We start from the raw sequence: 17,562 nt of genomic DNA on the forward strand, positions 1-17,562 counted from the left end.
AAAGGTCATGCTAATCTCTGAGAAAAACGGCAGAAAATATCTTGCTAAGATTCCAAAAAGAGCCCATAGGATGATTGAGTTGTTTCCGGAGGCATTACCTATGGGTTAAAAATGCGGAGTTTCGGTACGTAAAAGAAATCGTAATCTTATTATACCAATATCAAGATAATTAGGCAGATATGAAAACTCTGGTTCTTTGCATAGATAGGGACGATGACTTGGGGAGAAAGACAGGTATAGAATCACCTGTCATAGGCAGGGAAAGGAATATGAATGCGGCAGAGAAGCTTGCATTGGCCGACCCCGAAGATTCGGACGTAAACTGTATGTTTTCGGCAATATCCACGTATGATAAGTTGAGCGGGGATGTCGAAATAGCCACCATATGTGGGAGTAAGGACGTTGGGCCCACCTCCGACATAATACTTGCAGGGAAATTGGATAAGGTGCTGGAAAAAATAAAGCCAGATGGAGTAATATTGATAACAGATGGAGAGGAAGACGAATATATTTTGCCCATTATCCAATCACGAATTAAAGTAGATGCGATAAAAAGAGTTGTGGTCAAACAGAGTGAAACTCTTGAAGGGACATATTACATTATCTCCAAATTTATGGAAGACGAAAAAATGCAAAGGAAATTTATGCTTCCCATAGCTCTTGTTCTATTTCTGTGGGGATTGTCCGCCCTTCTGGGATCTCCCACCTGGGGATTTGCCACAATTTTGCTTGTTCTCGGTGCATATCTTATGGTGAAGATACTCCATCTCCAGGGATTTGCCACGAATATAGGAAAGGAGATATATGCTGGGTTGAGAAGCGGAAAAATATCCCTCTTTTCAAATTTGCTTGCTCTTTTTATCATGATAAGTGCAATTGTCTCGGCATACAATGTCGTATCGACCCTTGAGCCAGCCCCCCAGGGGGTATTTGAGTATATAATACAATTCATGGACGAAATCGTATGGTGGTTTATTTTATCCGTGCTGATATCGGCAGCGGGCAGATTTACAGATACCTATTTCAAGGAGAAGAAGATTCTATGGGGGTATGTCATCCTTCCATTCTCTCTATTTGCCTTTGGCCTTATTTTTTCAGCATCACTGGATATGCTAATAGAGATAACAATAAATGCGAAGCCTCTGCTCTCTCTGCTGAATATGCCATTTCTCACAACAATTATCGGGGGTGTTTTGATAGCGTTCATCGGAACAGTCCTTTACCATATAGCTGAAGACATTTACGGGAAAGAAGAAGTTCAGAAGAATTAATAAAGGGAAGGGATATTAGGGCAATAATGCCTATACCTATAATCGCTCTGACTCTGTTGCTGTTATCCATCTGGATTTTCATCCTCTACGTGATAAAGAGAAAAGAAAACGAGAAATTTTCCATGTGGGGCCCCGTACTCATGTGGAAAACCGAAAAAGGGAAAAAGTTTATAAAGCGAGTTGCAGAGAAAAAAAAATTCTGGAAAATTTATGCAGATTTTGGGATAGCTCTTTCATTAGTAGCAATGGTTGCAACCTTTGCTTTGATTTTATGGAATGTCAAGATATCATTTCAAACATCGTTGAAAATTGATCCCAGGATTATCATAGGCTTACCAGGGATAAATCCGGTTATCCCGGTAGGGTACGGCATACTTGCTTTGGCGATCGCCATAATAATACATGAGTTTTCACATGGTATACTGGCCATGGTGGGAAAAATAAAAGTGAAAGCTTTGGGATTAATTTTTTTGATAGTGCCCATAGGAGCATTTGTGGAGCCCGATGAGGAAGAGCTTGAAAAAGTGAGTAAAAGAAAACGTTCAAGGGTTTTTGCTGCGGGGCCGACTTCCAACATGATTCTTGCTTTTGTATGCGCCCTCATTTTCTCGTCGGTAATGATGGGATCGATTTCCCCGAAGGTAGACGGCATAATGATAATGACGGAGGTGCCAAATAGTCCTTTCGATATTTCAGGAGTAAATCCGTGGAGCGTCATAACATCGTTCAATGGAAAAGAAATAAAGAGCATGGATGACTTTGAGCATATCTTAGAGGATATAAGACCGGGAAAGATGTATAATGTTACCCTGTTTTATAAAGATAAATTTTCTAATGCAAGCGTGATGGGCGGGATCGTAGTTGCAGGTGTAGTACCTGGTCATCCGGCTGCAACATCGGGAATGAAGAAAGGAGATATACTATATACAATAAATGGTACAGAAATCAACAATATCAGCACATTTTATAGGGTAATGAATTTAACGGAAGCGGGAGAAAAATTGGAAGTTGGATATTACTGGTATGAAAACGGCACTTTTGCAAACTACAATGCTTCAGTAGTGCTGAAAGATAAATATGAATATTATGAAGAGTATCACCCCCGTGAAAATAAAGAGGAATATAAAAATATGGGATTCCTTGGCTTAACTCCGCTGCCTCTGGGCATCACTTACATGCCTGTTGATTACTATCCAAAAATACTTATCCACCCATTATCAAATATGAAATCATTTTTCTTTTATTTGGCGTTGCCTTTCTTAAGACTGTCCCCATTCCCCCACGCTTTTACGGCAATATTTTTCACACCTGTTCATCCATCTATATTCTGGCCATTTGCAAACATATTATACTGGGTATTCTGGTTAAACTTTGCCATAGGCACATTCAATGTTCTACCAGCCATTCCTCTAGATGGGGGATACATATTTAAAGACAGCATGAGCTTTATAACTAAAAAAATCAGAAAAAGGTGGGAAGAGGAGAGAGTAGAAAAGGTATCATCTGCAATCACAACAATCTTTTCCGTTATAGTTCTCTTTGCCATAATAGCCATGATATTGGTGCCAAGATTGCGTGCCCTAATATAAAGTATTAAAAAAACTTACGGAATATACATATGAAATGGAGAGAATACTGGTTGCCTGTGATTTTCACGGAGAATGCAGGAAGGCAATGGAAAAAGCAGCAGGGCTAACCAGCAAAACATCTTTTATATACATTCTTTATCCAGTCCCTTCAAAAATGGACAGAAATACCTACAAAAATTTGAAAAAAACGGTTCGTGAAAAGGTAAAGCAGATAAAAAGCCAGGGATTTAAATGCCGCGGGGCTGTAAAAATCGGAGAGCCTGCATCAAAAATAGCAAAAACAGCAAAAAGGCTAAGATGCAACCTCATAATAATGGATTACCTGGAGGAAGGAATATTTTCTCAATATTCAATGGAAGACATTTTACAAAAAGTAATGGACCTTTCATCGCTGCCTGTTATGATTGTGCATTAATTAAATTTTTTTCCTGATTACGACAAAAAGCATGCAAATCAATGCAAATAAAATCGCAGCAGGTATTATCCACAACAAATCGCCTAGCCCCTCTTCCCTTACTATCTCATATATTTTTATATCTCCGCTACTAATTTCATAGTAATGATCGTACGAGCCGTCCCCATCTGAATCAAAAAGGATTACATTTTCTCCATCCATTACTTTTTCTACAGTACTCCTTAACTCGTTATCTTCTCGATCCCAGTACACATATTTTTCATCCCCTTCCTTCCATAACAGATAGCCTATTTCATTATTTATAGTAACGTTGACGGTCTTGCTGCCGTCCTTCGGGTTTGTTCCTGCTTCCACTTCCACTGTATCGGGAACATCGTCCATGTCATAATCTTGTGGTATAACAAAATATCTAAAAAGGTTTGAAGTGTCATTTTTGTTACTGTTGGGAGAAGAATCTACGGCTTCTATGTAATACTCGTATTCTCCAACTTTATCATAAGATTTCGAGTAATAAAATATTTTGCTGCCTTCCCTCTGTGACATATCATACGTGCTTTCGCTTCCGTCAAAAATTACATGGAGAGTTGCTCTACTCACACCACTTGAATCGTTTATCAAAGCGGATACGTTAACGTTGCCATATATAACCTGCCTCTGCGGGTCGGCGGTGACAGCCCTTATCGAAGGAGGCACAGTTTCAATTCCCTCGTAGACTATCCTGAAAGACATGCTGTCGCTTTCTCCCATGTTTTGCCATCCTGCAGTATCAAACGCTTTTATAACACAGTGATAATACTCAATCTGGTTATAGGTATTGTTGTAATAATAAATATCGGTGTCTCCCAGGCGCAGCAGAAATTCCTCCACATATACGACATTCTTATATGATACGACTACAACTGCTTTGTCTATTGTTGTATCATTGTCCCCTATTGTTGCAGATATATTGAGGTATTCACCAAGGTACTGGATGGATGGTGAAACTCTCACATTGTAAATATACGGTGGAGATGTGTCCGTGCCACCGCCTACCCTTATGTCTTTTATAGCAATATTATTCCGTGAGTTGGATTCGTCGGAACAGCTGGTTTCAACCTTTATGGAATATGTACCATTGCTATCTGGCTTCCATATTATGTAAACACTTTCATTACTTCTTTTCCCGATTATTTTCTCTACGCTGCCGTTCTGGATAAGAATATACTTTCTCCCGCCTTTTTCTTTCACATAAAAATTAATTTCAGCGGTTGTGCCGTTGTAACCGATATTATGTACAACAGCCGTTATATTGACCGTATCGTTCAAAGCCGGATGAGACGGGTCAAAGCCAATGTCATCCATGTTTATTTCAAGGTCGGGTAGAGGTTCTACATTCATGGTTATCCAATTCCGATTGTCCTCTTCATTTCCTTCAGGTATTATTCCATCCTCATCCGCTTTGGCCATTAGCATCCATTCTCCATCATATGATGGATCTCCGTATGATGCATGCCAGAAAAATTTAACCTCTTTTGTCTCGCCCTTTTTAAGCCCGGCTATTCCTTTTACCATTCTTATGGGATTAGAGGGAACATCCTCTTGATAAATGATAAGAGAAACGTTGAAAGGTTCTGACGGTTCAACATCTTTTAGCCCACTATTTTTGACTTTCACCGTGATAACTGCTTCTTCTCCTTCCTTAAGATTGCTCGGAGCAGATATACTTGTAACATCCAGATTCGCAGATGGTTTTACATTTATTGATATTGACCGCTCGACCATGTAGCCAGAGCCATCCGTCATGGAAACATCCAGTCTCCAGTCCCCTATCTTGGTGCCATTTTGAAACGTATAAAAATCTTTTACATACCAGCTGGTCCTGTCGGCCCCATCATGGGAGGGCATGAAAGAATAACCCATATCATCTATGTATATGGTATTTTCTCCACCCTCTTCGTTCGCCACCAATCTTATTTCTATTCCGACAACCGCTCCTGCTCCTGCCTTCCATTCATTCAATACATCGTCATCTATCTTAAACTTATGCCACTCTCCATCCTTTATCAGCTTGCTGTCGCTCATTTTGATTTTATGAAATTTGTTAGAACTGCCTTCCGTCATGACCGTATAAACCAGTTCGCTCTGCGACGAGTATTTTTCAATGTTGTACCAGAACCAGAGAGACGGGAGATGTGAAATGTGAATGCTTTGTATTATGGTCTGGCGCAGGCCCACAGTATCGTCCTTGCTGACCGGCTGATCCTCAAATTTCCATTTTCCATGATAATCACTCATCCTCAGTTCAACTGCCTTTTTTCCCCTATGTACAGCGGATGTTGTAAAGGATGCATATGTTGTCTGTTCGTTGGAGCGATAAAGTTTTGTATATGCATCCCCGCCTTCAAAGCCGGCATCGGGCAAAGGCAAAGAAGACTTTACGAATTTTCCATCTGGAGAGTAAATGGTGGCAATAACCTCCTTCGGATTTGCAATTGCAGTGACATTTATCACTTTTACTGTATTCATTTCCTTAACACCGGCGACATATTCATTGCCTATGGGCAGAACATCTCCCCACCACCCATGTGACTTGTTTTCCATGAAGGTGGTATTGCAATTTGGCAATGCTTCGATCCAGCATGAATCAAAGTATGCATAAACTTCATGGGGCTGGGTATCTACTGAAGTTTCCGTGATATATACCTTCAAATAAAAGGTGGATGTTCCCTTTCCCTTCAGGTAGGATGTAACATCTTTTCTTATAGTCTGCCATCCGTCGGTTATACCTCCGCTTTTTATGGTATCTCCATCTATACCTATTTCCCATTCTGCATTAGTTAGGTCTGAGTTGAAGTAAATATCTGCATTAAAAATATAACTTGGTGCATTTCCTCCATCTGGCACCTGGAAATTTTGGTAAAGTTTACCGTACCAATCCTTTTGCCACAGAAGTCCTTTCCTATGGATTTTATAGCAATAATCATTTTCGTTTACAGGGTCTTCAACATAAGACATATCCCATCCACCATTAAAAGGAATGGTCGGCTCACTATTATTTTTCCACTGGGTGGAATATCTGTCCTCAAATTCCGCATTTTTTATTCCAGAACGGATTCTTGCATACTCACCGTCTTTCTTTCCATTCCCTACGGTGTCCCAGTAAATATAATAATATCTGCCTTCATGCGAAAGAATGTTGCCTTCCATCACCCATGCCAGCGTAACATTTGCTTTTTCAGATGCGTCATAGTCCTTATTGAATATAATTTCTCTGCCAACGCTTCTCTCCGGGTACCAGCTTTCATTATCACTTGTATATTCTATAACTCTTACAGAATCCGGATAAAACGTTCTTTTTGAAAAACCTCCAGATGGTTGATAGGATGCTATCTCATTCATAAGGGAAGTAAAATCTACGGTACAATAAACCATCTTATTTTCATATACGTATCCTTCCCTCTGCCCCATCATTTCGACGGACAGCGGAACGCGATGGTGCCACTCAGGATTCCACCATTCAGCACTTTCGGGGGAAGGCGGAAACGGCTGGCGAACTGGTTTTTCTACAAACACTTTTATATTTCCTATGTTGTTATCTTCATTTACCTCATCTATCAGTTCCTCAAAATCTATAAATATAAAGAGGGTATAATTTCCCTCATTTCTTGCTATCCAGTAAAGAGTGACTTCTTCTTCTCCGCCAGGGGCTATAGATGATACATAAACATTGTCAACAGGATTATCTCTGGAATTAACATACAATGCTATACCCACATTTTCAGCATTTGATTCACCCAAATTTTCCATTGTAAAATTAATTTTTACCTGGTCATTTTCATAAATTTCATCGGGGAAAATTGAAATGCTATCAGTAACCACAGCCAGATCCGGCCTTGAATCAGCGTTTGCAAACATTCCTGCAGCAGTGCCCAAAAGTAAAGAAAATATTATAGCAAAAGTCAAAGTTCTGTTTTTCAAATTTGTAAATATTGAAAGTTGAGTCAATTTTATACCCCTTCTCCCTTAAATAAAAATTTGGTTAAATAATTTGTGGTTTCAGTATTGCTTACGATTAGCCTATTTTTCCTGCCAAACTGGCCTTATTATCCCCCTTTCTGTTATTAATCCTGTAATGTATTTTGCAGGAGTCACATCGAATGCAGGATTTTTTATTTCTTCGGGAATATAATCAAACATTTTTGTCACTTCTATGCTTTCCCTCTCCTCGATTTTTATTTCTTTTCCTTCCTTTAGGTCCGTATCGAACGTGCTTAAAGGGGCGGCGACATAGAAAGGTATGCCATTTTCTTTCGCGAGAACGGCTTTTTCATACGTTCCAATTTTGTTCGCTACATCGTAGTTAGAAGCGATACAGTCAGCACCTACAATAACTATGTCAACCTCTCCTTTATTCATAAAATAGCCCGCTGCATTGTCCACTATCAGAGCGTGCTTTATTCCTTCCTGCTGGAGTTCCCATGCGGTAAGCAACCCCTGAAGACGTGGCCTTGTCTCATCAACCCAGACAAAAATTTCTTTATCTTTAGCCATCCTCATAGGAGCCAATGCAGTACCCCAATCAATGGTAGCAAGCGCTCCGGCATTGCAATGGGTCAGTATTTTAGTTCCATCCTCTATCAGTTTTGCCCCCACCTCCCCGATTTTCCTGCATTTTTCTACAATGGATTCAACATAAGTATGGGCTGCCTCCAGCTCATTTCCTTCGTTATCCAGCATGTAATCAACGGCATAAAATAGGTCGTGGGCTGTTGGGCGAGTTCTTTTCAGAATCCTGGCAGCTTTTTTCTTGTTATCCCCAAGCACCATACCATACGCAGCGGCACACCCTATAGCCGGGGCGCCGCGCACCACCATTTTTTTAATGGCATATGCAACTTTTCCGATGCTGTCCGCTTCAAAAATTTTTAGTTGAAACGGCAGCTTTCGCTGATCGATTAGTTTAAGGTTTTCATCCCACCAGAGCGAATGCATTTCCTTCCCTTCTACAAGCATGCTATCTCCTCCCTTGCTTCCCGTAAACTTTTGCCGACTGCAATGCATCCGTGGTTTCTCAAATTGATGCACCTGCTGTTCTTCAGGGACTTAAGTACTTCCAGAGCGATCTCAAAACTTCCTGACGGTTTTTCCTTTTCGGTAGTTGGCAATTTTTCAAACGTGTTATGGATATGTATAATAGCGTTTATATCTTCGCGCCTATAAATCAACCAGTGCATTATCGTTTCTGCGGACGGCTCCTTTTGCCCTATCACCAGTGCAACGTTTCTTACAACATCATAATCGGCAACTTCAACAAAATCGCTTTCAGTTAATGAGCCCATATCCGCATTTCTCGCAGTAATGATAATCCTGCTTCCATATCTCACGCTCATGTTGCCCTCTCTTCCAATACCCTTATCAGCTAATTCTTTTCCAATAGATATCATCTCCCTGACAAAAGGGTTCCTTATTTTCTCTCTTCCAAGAAAAAACGTTTCAAAACTCATTTTATGGGAATGATGCAGAGAAATACGAAGTCGGCATCTCCGGCATTTTTGAACTGATGCACCTCGTTCGGTGAAACGAAAGCAAAATTACCTTCGCTCAGAGGCATTTCTTTTCCATTTCCATTTATTAATGTTCCTCTTCCGCTCAACACAAAAACTTCATGCTCCCAGTCATGCTTATGCAATGGGGTATGGCCGTCCTTTCCAATAACAAATCTGCGCATCGCAAAATTTGGAGCACCCAGCTTACCATCAACGAGCCACTGAATTGTTACGTTTTCCGCCCCTTCTTCGATTATTTTTTCAGCCTTTACATCCCTCTCATTTTTGACTATCATAAGCATGTAATGAAAAAAGAATTTAAATATTCATCTCAAACCAGCCTTTGTTCCTGTTCTCTAACAAAAATTTTTTCGGGTGTTTTCTGATAAGCCAGATAACTTAAGTCATCTAATATCCCAGGTTAGCATTATTCATTTCCCTTCTGCAAATTCATCTATCTCCAACTCCTTCAGCTTTTTTTCTTTTGGTATTCCTTTCTTATCCCATCCTCTTGCCGTGAAATAATCCTGGAGCATTTTTTTCTCTTCTTTCTCGGATACATAACTTCCTTTTGCCACCCCCTCAGGTATGGGATTTCTTATTTTCGGTGGAAGCTTTGAATCTTCTTTTTTCCATCCGCATTTTATGTTGAATATATGCTTCAAATTGTTGATTCTCTCGCCTACGACAAGCATCTCGTCTTCGCCCATTCTTTTTCCAATTGCAGCCTCGAGTATCTCCCCGAACCCCTCCAGCAGAAACATTCCCCTAGAAAATTTGCATACTCCAAGAGCATCATATACAGCCATGAAATTTTCCATGTCAGCTATTTCCTGTCCCTTGTTATCGGCACTGAATCGGTCTACTCCTTCATACTTCCAGAACTTCCCTGTAAGCTCAAGGGCATATGCACCGGAACGCAGATGGCATGCCCCTCGCGGCGACGACATGAATGCAAGAGCCATTCCCTTTATACCCCTCACATCATATGCAGGAGGCTCCATTCCCCGTACATGAACGGCATAATTCTCTGCCCCTTTGCCTAATTTCTCGGCCGCTCTTTTCACACCTTCTGCCAGTAAGTCCCCTATTCCATCCCTGTGTGCAATTTTCTCCACCATCTCCACAACAGCATCTCCATTTCCGAAATGCATATCCATGCCTGTCTCCTTTTCACTCAAAATCCCGTTCTCGTATAAATCCATTGCAAATCCTATCGCTCCTCCAGTAGATAGTGTATCAATCCCGTACAGATCGCATAACTCGTTTGCCTTTGCCACTGCCTCAACGCTTGCATTGCCGCAATTACCGCCCAAGGAAAACAATGTCTCATACTCAATGCCATCTATCTGCCCATCGTACTTCCCCTTTATAATAAATGCCTTTCCGCATGGCTTAACGCACTGAATGCATGCCTTATTTTTTATGACATATTTGGGAGCCCAGTAATATGGATCAATTCCTTTTCTTTCATCAAAAACTCCTTCTCTCCAGTTCCTTGTAGGAAACGTTCCCCGTTCTGCATTCATCCACTCCAGAAACTCTCCCGTTCCGTATTTTCCGTCGTCTTTGAAGGCAGGGCTTTCTATCATTGTTTTATACCATTTGTCAAACAGTTTCATCATTTTTTTAGAGTCTGCCACCTTTATGTCGTTACTGCCCCTTATTGCTATTGCCTTAAGATTTTTTGAGCCCATCACCGCTCCCAATCCTCCCCGTCCCGCCTGCCGTTCTTCTGAATCTATCACTGCATATCTGACTTTTTTTTCGCCTCCAAGTCCGATTGATGCAACGATAACATCTCCTTCATCTTTTTTTATTTCCTCTGTCGTCTCCCTTGTAGACACGCCCCACAGATGCTCTGCAGATTTTACCATCACTTCGTCATTGTCTATAAACAGATAAGACGGCTTATCGGCCATTCCACTGACAATCAATGCATCGTACCCGGCCTGCTTCAGTGCAAATCCTATTCTGCCGCCCATGAATCCTTCACCCCATCCACCTGTCAGCGGAGATTTTGCAAAAAAGCCTGTTTTTCCTGCGGTCGGGACAGCAGTTCCAACCAGCAATCCTGGAGCCATGACGAGCATATTCTCCCTGCTGAATGCATCGGCATTTCCAAGCACAAGTTTGTTCAGGAAATATGCCCCAAAGCCGTCCCCGCCCAAATATTTTAAAGCAAAACTATCTGCTATTTTCTGCCTTTTTCCTTCCTTTTTTGAAAGGTCAACCGTCATAATTTTGCCGCCGTAACAGCCATTTTCTACAACCATTTTATCCCTCCACCAATTCAAGTACGTTTTGAGAGCAGTATTTGGCGCACATGGGATCGCCACCGCATAAATCACATTTGTATGCCTTTCTTTCAAAAATCCACACAGCATCGATTGGGCATGCCTTTTCACAGGCTTTGCACCCCGTGCATTTGTCGTGATCTACATATACTGTCCCATTCTTTTTCTTCATTGCATCAAATTTACATGCATCAATGCATTCAAAATTGCAGTCCTTTCCGTGGGTACACAAATGCGGGATATCCTCCGTAACGCTTTTTTTCTCCACACATATGCCCGACTTTTTAGGATTCACAACATCCCAATGATGCATTGAACACACGATTTCACAGGTCATACATCCAGAACATTTCTCAGGAATTACTTTAACATACATTTTCTCCCTTTGGTGTAACATGAATGAAAAAATCGTTTAAAAATATTTGTTCATGCAGGCAATGCCAATGCCAGAATAAGAAACGGCAATCCGATCTTGGTTATCAGTATGCTCTTATTTTTCACCTTTGGGCTCCAGCCGTAGTCATCTAGCCTGTAAAACAGTAGCCACCCGTATTGGGAGAAGAAAGCGAATAATGAGAGAAATATTAATCTGAGCCATATCATCCCAGATATTTCGAAAAACGCATTCATTGCATGGTGGTAATACCCGACCTGGACATAGAATGAGCCAATGACAAGAAACATTGCTCCAAATGCCATCTGGAATTCACTATGAATCAACCCCTCTGCATATAAACATACTATCGCCCCGATTACTGAGAAGACCATGACCGGCCATCCCGCTGCGAGCGTTAGATAAATGGCTATTGACAGCAAAATTATCAGTGATGCTGACAGCAAAATTATCAATTTTTTTTTGCTGAGAGTCATCCTCTCTTCTATTTCATAATGATACAGGTCGTGAATTGTGTGGGAAAGGAGATAATGGGCAAGGAAGCCCCCCACCGAGGTGAGCAACAGTCCAGTCCAGTACATATCGCTGAAATTTTCGATTGCCCCGGTGCCATATGCAAAGAAAGAACCCAATACCGGGAATAGCCCCCCTGTCATAATACAAGTCAAAATTGTAAACGAAGAAGTCATTCCTTTTTTTTCCAATGGCATTATACCGTCACACCCACCTTTCTGGTCATTTTATTTGTTATATAAATCGGTGCTTCTTTCATCAGTCTCTTGTATATATTGTCAGGTATCAACGGCGAACTTGCTATTTCCTGTGATTTTTTTACATATTTCACCATCCCCTTCTGGTATACTTCCTGAAGGCTCGTCCCTCTTTTTTCAAGTTCTTCTTCTATCGAAATTTTGCCATTTTTTAGCAGTCCGATCACTTTTTCGTTCAGGTTTTTTCCATATGCAGTTATGAGAGGCATTATAATACCATCTTCTATTTTTCCCTCGGCTATGTCTACCAGATCATCAGCAAGTTGATATGCAAGCCCCACATTCTTCCCATATTCAGCCATGAGCGATATGACTTCTTGAGATGCCTGTGCTTCTATGGCCCCTGCCCTGCATGCCGCAGCGAAAAGTGATGCAGTTTTCATTTCTATTACTTTAAAATATTCCTTTACAAGCATTTCAGACGAATTCCCTCCGTTGAATATCTTTTCCAGATGGTCATTGAGATCTATGTCTTCTATTTGACCGACGACTGTCTTGTCCCAGGTATCGAGAAAAATTTTTGCATTTTCGAGCCCGTGCTCGACAGATATGCGAAATGCATTGCTTATCATTTGGTGACCGGTGAGAATTGCACTGCCTATTCCGTTTTTTATGTACAATGCGGGCTTGCCTCTCCTGCTTACATCTCCATCCATTATATCATCATGGATGAGGGAGGCGGAGTGGGCCAGCTCAACCCCCAAGGCACTTTCCAGGGCCCTGTTGTATCTCTCATTGTTTTCCCCACTGCAAGCCCTGAAAGATAAGATAAGCATAATCGGGCGGAGCAGTTTTCCGCCTTCAAGAGCATATCTCACATCATTATTTTTTACCTTCCTGTCAATCTCCCTTTTCATCTCCTCCTGAACGTGTGAGACAAACCCCTGAAATGTGAGTGATTTCCCCATGGGCATTGTAAAACCTAATCAGCATTTAATATAAGAACCTAACGCCCATCAAAAAGCTTTAATTTCTCTAGGTATTTATTGATGGCATACCATGAAAAGCATCTTGGCTATTGTCATTGCCTTCCTCTTTTTAATGCCCGTGAGTGGATACGTTGGAAATACGAATTTTGAGGGAAACAATATGGCTGCAATAGAACATGATGTCATGGCTGAATTCAACCATCAGATAGAAATTTCACCTGGAGAAGACTATTACATTCATTTTTCTCCAGAATCGGGCATAGACGCCAAAAGTACCGTTCCATACGCCCATAATCTTTCACAAAAAGAAAAAATGGCCATCAGCCGTTCGCCTTCCTGGATTCAGCGTGATCTGGCCAAACAATTTGAGTTTATAGACGAAAAATATGCAGATTTATTGTTGAATGTGGAAAAAAAGTATGTCGATGAAATAGCCTTTTCGATAGCACACTCGCCGGTTGGGGCAATTCCCCCGCTAGAAATATTGTTTGATAATGCCTACTTTATTTACGAAAATGATCGTTTTCTCGATTATGTGGAAGTAGTGGACATTGACAACGGAAACGGTTATTACTCGACAATACGATATCGCGTTCTTGAGGGTGGTGAGGAAAAGGAGATTTTATGCCCTCCTTACAAATATTATTGGTTTGTCGTTTCGCCAAAAGCAACCACTGAAAATGCCACCTACATATACGGTAAGTTCTGGCGGGACTATCTTTTTTACCATAATGATATGGGCTATCCCCTGTTGATGGAAAAGTTATCCGGGATAAAGTATCTGTGGGACTGCCAGTCGTATCGTCCTCCAGCCCATAGAATGTGGAAATACAGCATGGAAAATCATCCGACAGCCGTAGAAGCAATAAATTACTGGGTCGGAAAGAATCTGCCCGCCCTTGCGACTGGTGACCGCCCTTCCCAGCCGAATAAGGTATGCCATGAGCATAACGGGTTTTGCGGAGAAATTCAGGAACTGTCAGCCGCCGCCCTGAGAACTGCCCTGATTCCGAGCGTGCCTATCAACTGCCTGGGGGAAGACCACGTATGGTGCGAGTTCTGGGAGCGTGGATGGCATGAATTTGATGAATGGTGGGCAGACGGAGGCGGCAGTATCGATAACTTTGGCGAATACCGCTATGGGTGGCACAAAATCATGTCCGCCCTTTTTGCCTGGAAGGGAGACAGCTCCACATATGATGTGACCGACCATTACATAAATGAGGAAGATAGGGGAACCGTAAAAGTTGTTGTGCAGGACATTTTTGGGAATCCTGTAGATGGGGCACGCGTTACAGTCTTTGGCTCGTGGAAGGCAAATGATTTTAAGGATAGAATGTGGAACAAGGTAATAGATGGGCTTTGGTCAAGGCTGCCTGATGACGTAAGAAAAAAATGGCAGGAGAATTATACAATGATAAAAGAATGGTATCATGAGCGTGTCCCCGGGCTGATTCCGTGGGTAATACCGAGCATATGGAACTACACTGATGTAAAAGGTGAGTGCACTTTTCATCTGGGTGCGGGACATTCGTACTTCTTCGCATTGCAGAAAGAGGAGATGTTATATTTTGGGCCGTGGGGTATTGGAAAGAGCAACGCTCCCCATTACATGATAACAATTTTTCCGAATGACACCAGGGCAGTCAAAATAACTTTTGTTCTCCCCGACGGTATGCTGTCATTTAAGAAAGAAAATGTTGTTCAATCACCAGAAGAAGGAGATTATGAGTTTGATGTAGCGTTCGATACATCTGCATACCAGATACAGCGAAACATATGGGATTGGGAGGACGGAAAAGAGAAAGTGGATTATGGAAAGGAAGAAGTTTCATCAGCCATAAAATTTTTCATTGTGGATAAAGAAAATTTTGGTAGATACAAACAGGGAGATGCCTTCGATTGCTATGAATACCTCTGCTCGAATTCAGGCGACCTTATATTTAATGCCAGCAGCACCGAATGGTATCTGGTCTTCAGAAATGATGCAAAAAGAAGCACAATCGTGCTGAACATATCTGCATCTTTTAAAACAAATATCGGGGGCGATTATATATGTATGACTTATCCATGGAGCGACGTATTTGACGAGCCCATTTTCAATATAGGAGATATTGTAACTCTGAAAGGAAGAGCAACCACTGACGGATACATACAGATTGCCGGCCAAACATTTGACGTGCTGGGCGATTGGAAAGTCTGCTGGAATACGTCTTATCTTCGACCGGGTGAGTACACCATACGGACAGTATGCGGGAGTTTTGAGAAAAGATATAACATACGGCTTGTGGATTCATCCCCTCCTGTCCTGAGCGTAAATAGCCCGTTAGATAAGTCGATTATTGATGGCACCGTATTGGTCAAAGGGAGGGCATACGACAATGTAGAAATCGATAAGGTTGAGTTAAAAATAGGGGAAAAGTGTATAACTTTATCAGAAAACTTTTCTTATGAATGGAATACCTCACCCGGAGATTATGCTATGATTATAAAAGCGACGGACTGGCAGGGACTGGAAACTATGAAAATGATTGCCGTAGCAGTCAACGAGTCAGGGAATGATTGGGGCCCTGCGATAAATGGTGTATGGTATACTCCTGAAAATCCCGCAAATGAGAGCAATGTGGTGATATATGCCGATGTGACAGAGGGGAGCCCTTTCTCTATTAAAAAAGTGGAAGTGGAAGTTAATGGTGAAATAAAGGAGATGTATAGATATGCTGACAACCCCGTTCAGCCCAGACATGAAGAAGATCCGCTAAAAAATGAGAGCAATATGCCTGCTTACGGGGTAGAACTGGGGCAGTTTTCATCTGGCGATGTAATAAAATTCAGAATAAGAGCATATGACAATGCCAACAATACCGCCTTATCCGAAGAGACGATTATAAGAGTAACATAAAAAGAGATGAGAAGCAAGGAAAACTTTAAATATCCCTTCCCTTATTATGTTAATTGGGTAAGATTAATAGCAAAACGATAGCAATGTAGGGAATGGGGCAGTAACTCTTTTTTTTGCCTTTCTCCTCCATTCCCTGCCTCCCATTCCACATCTCTTTTATACGATTCTGCTATACATACCTGTATATTTACCTATGCAGGGGTAGCCAAGTTTGGCCAACGGCGCAGGACTTAAGATCGTGTTATAATACTCAAGGGTTCGATGAGACATCCTGTCTCGAAGGAGTCCGAGGGTTCGAATCCCTCCCCCTGCATTGCCTCACTGAACTCCGACATCGGGGTGAACCCCAGTCATTGTCTGTCATGTCGTAGCGTGGTTTTCAGAGAAATGTAGTGTCATCACCTCGTATCAAATAGCCCGATGCCCATATAACCCGACTTTCAAATCTAAAGCGCTTCTCTTCTTATAAATTGTAGTTACTAAAAAAATTTAATTAATTTACTACTAGAAAAGTTTACATGTTGTGATGACTATACAGGTACATGTTTCTGTTCAAGAAGACGATAAATGGTCGGAAGTATTGGTATTTTGGTCGTAGTGCTCGTGTGAACGGTGTTAGTAAACGTGTTTGGGAGGAGTATGCAGGTACTACTGATACGCTTTATCAGAAGTTTAAAGCTTCTGGAGATCTTCCAGAAGTTAGATTGAGATCTTATCAATTTGGTAGGATCGGTGCAGTTCTTACCATAAATGAGGAACTTGGATTCACAGAGCTTGTGGATTCGGTTGTTCCAAAGATGAAAAAGGATGGTGTTCTTACAGCAGGTCAGTATATGCTTGCTTTCATTATGGGAAGGATGGATCTTCCTGTAAGTAAGAATGGTATGCAGGATTGGTTTGATCGTTCATATCTTCGTTATCTTTGGAGTTTTGATCATTCTTTGAGTTGCCAGAATTTTTTGAATCAGATGAATTATCTTACAGATGAAAGAATGAAAGCAATCACCAGAGGGCTATGTAAAAAACTCAATAGTCTGGGTCATCGGACCAGTAATGTGTTGTTTGACACAACAAATTTTTCTACGGAGATGGACCCAAAAAACGATGATGATAGAACACTTGCAAGAACAGGGAATGCTAAGGATGAAAAATATGGTAATAACCTGGTTGGAACTGCTATAGCAGTGACAGATGAGAACATTCCAATTCCGATAGGAATATATCCCCGTAATTGGAATGATCATATGGTAATCAACGATATGATTGATGATATTGTTCATCGAGTTGAAGAAATTGGTTCAGAACCAAAGGATATTGCATTGGTAATTGACAAGGGATGTAACTGTTAACTACTCCGGGCTGAAGCCCGAAGCGTATCACATGGGACTGGCAAAATCAATGAGTGTCATTTGACTTTCTGTTCTGATGCTCTGATAATAATCATAATCAACATTCGTCCAATGCTTTCCT

13 protein-coding genes and 1 tRNA gene are annotated in these 17,562 nt (G+C 41.3%); 6 read left to right on the plus strand and 8 right to left on the minus strand.

Annotated elements, in window-relative coordinates:
• Window positions 1–179: 179 nt before the first annotated feature.
• Genes U9O96_08710 through U9O96_08720 form a run of 3 tightly spaced genes read left to right on the plus strand, consistent with a single transcriptional unit; the run spans window position 180 to window position 3,275 of the window.
• On the plus strand, window positions 180–1,271 hold the full coding sequence (locus tag U9O96_08710; protein MEA2055163.1) for a DUF373 family protein: 1,092 nt from the start codon (window positions 180–182) through the stop codon (window positions 1,269–1,271).
• A 26-nt stretch (window positions 1,272–1,297) separates the two neighbouring features.
• A complete protein-coding gene (locus U9O96_08715; GenBank protein ID MEA2055164.1) occupies window positions 1,298–2,860 on the plus strand; it encodes a site-2 protease family protein in 1,563 nt (520 codons plus the stop codon).
• Between the two features lie 34 nt (window positions 2,861–2,894).
• Complete coding sequence (locus tag U9O96_08720) at window positions 2,895–3,275, plus strand: universal stress protein (GenBank protein MEA2055165.1); 381 nt, start codon at window positions 2,895–2,897, stop codon at window positions 3,273–3,275.
• Here U9O96_08720 and U9O96_08725 read toward each other — a convergent pair whose 3' ends face one another.
• From U9O96_08725 to U9O96_08760, 8 genes are all read right to left on the minus strand, one after another.
• Entirely contained in the window at window positions 3,276–7,232 is a 3,957-nt protein-coding gene (locus U9O96_08725) for a CARDB domain-containing protein (GenBank protein MEA2055166.1), read from the minus strand.
• 99 nt (window positions 7,233–7,331) lie between these two features.
• Window positions 7,332–8,267, minus strand: coding sequence for an S-methyl-5-thioribose-1-phosphate isomerase (mtnA, locus tag U9O96_08730; protein ID MEA2055167.1), 936 nt, complete (start codon window positions 8,265–8,267; stop codon window positions 7,332–7,334).
• Window positions 8,258–8,758 carry a class II aldolase/adducin family protein gene (locus U9O96_08735; protein ID MEA2055168.1) on the minus strand — a complete coding sequence of 167 codons (501 nt, stop codon included), beginning with the start codon at window positions 8,756–8,758 and terminating at the stop codon, window positions 8,258–8,260. The genes mtnA and U9O96_08735 overlap by 10 nt, the downstream gene beginning before the upstream one ends.
• Window positions 8,755–9,096, minus strand: a complete 342-nt coding sequence (locus U9O96_08740; protein MEA2055169.1) for a cupin domain-containing protein — start codon at window positions 9,094–9,096, stop codon at window positions 8,755–8,757. Before U9O96_08740 ends, U9O96_08735 begins: the two co-directional genes overlap by 4 nt.
• A 135-nt stretch (window positions 9,097–9,231) precedes the next feature.
• Window positions 9,232–11,076, minus strand: a complete 1,845-nt coding sequence (locus tag U9O96_08745; protein MEA2055170.1) for an aldehyde ferredoxin oxidoreductase family protein — start codon at window positions 11,074–11,076, stop codon at window positions 9,232–9,234.
• A gap of 1 nt (window position 11,077) precedes the next feature.
• Window positions 11,078–11,473: a 4Fe-4S binding protein gene (locus U9O96_08750; protein MEA2055171.1), complete on the minus strand. Its 396-nt coding sequence runs from the start codon at window positions 11,471–11,473 to the stop codon at window positions 11,078–11,080.
• Window positions 11,474–11,523: 50 nt separating this feature from the next.
• The gene (locus tag U9O96_08755) at window positions 11,524–12,201 is read right to left on the minus strand and encodes a hypothetical protein (GenBank protein MEA2055172.1); all 678 of its coding nucleotides are present in this window, start codon (window positions 12,199–12,201) and stop codon (window positions 11,524–11,526) included.
• On the minus strand, window positions 12,201–13,175 hold the full coding sequence (locus U9O96_08760; GenBank protein MEA2055173.1) for a polyprenyl synthetase family protein: 975 nt from the start codon (window positions 13,173–13,175) through the stop codon (window positions 12,201–12,203). The genes U9O96_08755 and U9O96_08760 overlap by 1 nt, the downstream gene beginning before the upstream one ends.
• 85 nt (window positions 13,176–13,260) lie before the next feature.
• Between U9O96_08760 and U9O96_08765 the strand changes: the two genes are divergently transcribed.
• The 3 genes from U9O96_08765 (at window position 13,261) to U9O96_08775 (ending at window position 17,441) form a co-directional block, all read left to right on the plus strand.
• Entirely contained in the window at window positions 13,261–16,092 is a 2,832-nt protein-coding gene (locus U9O96_08765) for an Ig-like domain-containing protein (protein MEA2055174.1), read from the plus strand.
• Window positions 16,093–16,287: 195 nt separating this feature from the next.
• Window positions 16,288–16,405 (plus strand) — tRNA-Leu (locus tag U9O96_08770).
• 229 nt (window positions 16,406–16,634) lie between these two features.
• Window positions 16,635–17,441, plus strand: coding sequence for a hypothetical protein (locus U9O96_08775; protein ID MEA2055175.1), 807 nt, complete (start codon window positions 16,635–16,637; stop codon window positions 17,439–17,441).
• Window positions 17,442–17,562 lie beyond the last annotated feature (121 nt).

This window comes from Candidatus Thermoplasmatota archaeon, assembly GCA_034660695.1.
Lineage (GTDB): Archaea > Thermoplasmatota > E2 > UBA202 > DSCA01 > JAYEJS01.

Bases quoted from the DNA above. Each gene is read 5' to 3' on its own strand.
- U9O96_08710 (MEA2055163.1), top strand. From the start codon at position 180: ATGAAAACTCTGGTTCTTTGCATAGATAGGGACGATGACTTGGGGAGA.
- U9O96_08715 (MEA2055164.1), top strand. From the start codon at position 1,298: ATGCCTATACCTATAATCGCTCTGACTCTGTTGCTGTTATCCATCTGG.
- U9O96_08720 (MEA2055165.1), top strand. From the start codon at position 2,895: ATGGAGAGAATACTGGTTGCCTGTGATTTTCACGGAGAATGCAGGAAG.
- mtnA (MEA2055167.1), bottom strand. From the start codon at position 8,267: ATGCTTGTAGAAGGGAAGGAAATGCATTCGCTCTGGTGGGATGAAAAC.
- U9O96_08735 (MEA2055168.1), bottom strand. From the start codon at position 8,758: ATGAGTTTTGAAACGTTTTTTCTTGGAAGAGAGAAAATAAGGAACCCT.
- U9O96_08740 (MEA2055169.1), bottom strand. From the start codon at position 9,096: ATGATAGTCAAAAATGAGAGGGATGTAAAGGCTGAAAAAATAATCGAA.
- U9O96_08745 (MEA2055170.1), bottom strand. From the start codon at position 11,076: ATGGTTGTAGAAAATGGCTGTTACGGCGGCAAAATTATGACGGTTGAC.
- U9O96_08750 (MEA2055171.1), bottom strand. From the start codon at position 11,473: ATGTATGTTAAAGTAATTCCTGAGAAATGTTCTGGATGTATGACCTGT.
- U9O96_08755 (MEA2055172.1), bottom strand. From the start codon at position 12,201: ATGCCATTGGAAAAAAAAGGAATGACTTCTTCGTTTACAATTTTGACT.
- U9O96_08760 (MEA2055173.1), bottom strand. From the start codon at position 13,175: ATGCCCATGGGGAAATCACTCACATTTCAGGGGTTTGTCTCACACGTT.
- U9O96_08765 (MEA2055174.1), top strand. From the start codon at position 13,261: ATGAAAAGCATCTTGGCTATTGTCATTGCCTTCCTCTTTTTAATGCCC.
- U9O96_08775 (MEA2055175.1), top strand. From the start codon at position 16,635: ATGTTTCTGTTCAAGAAGACGATAAATGGTCGGAAGTATTGGTATTTT.